At 62.1% G+C, this 240-nt stretch carries 1 protein-coding gene; it reads left to right on the top strand.

Annotated elements, in window-relative coordinates; genetic code table 11:
• Positions 1–240: NAD(P)-dependent oxidoreductase (locus BK660_RS29970; RefSeq protein ID WP_311202916.1), on the top strand; the 240-nt coding region annotated here is incomplete at both ends.

The raw sequence follows: 240 nt of genomic DNA, 5'->3' as shown, positions 1-240 counted from the left end.
ATCGTCGGCATGGGCAACATCGGCGCGGCCATTGCCCGTCGCGGGCGCCTGGGCTTCAACATGCCGATCATTCACAGCGGCAACAGCCGCAAGAGCGAGCTGGAACAAGAGCTCGGCGCGCAGTTCCGTACGCTGGATCAACTGCTGGCCGAAGCCGATTCCGTCTGCCTAGTGGTGCCGCTCAGCGAAAAAACCAGACACCTGATCATCCACCGTGCACTGGCGCCGATGAAGCCAAGT

Source organism: Pseudomonas brassicacearum (genome assembly GCF_003732265.1).
Taxonomy (GTDB): domain Bacteria; phylum Pseudomonadota; class Gammaproteobacteria; order Pseudomonadales; family Pseudomonadaceae; genus Aquipseudomonas; species Aquipseudomonas brassicacearum_D.
Note: the sequence above shows the minus strand (reverse complement) of the source record. Positions and strands in the feature narration are given on the sequence as shown.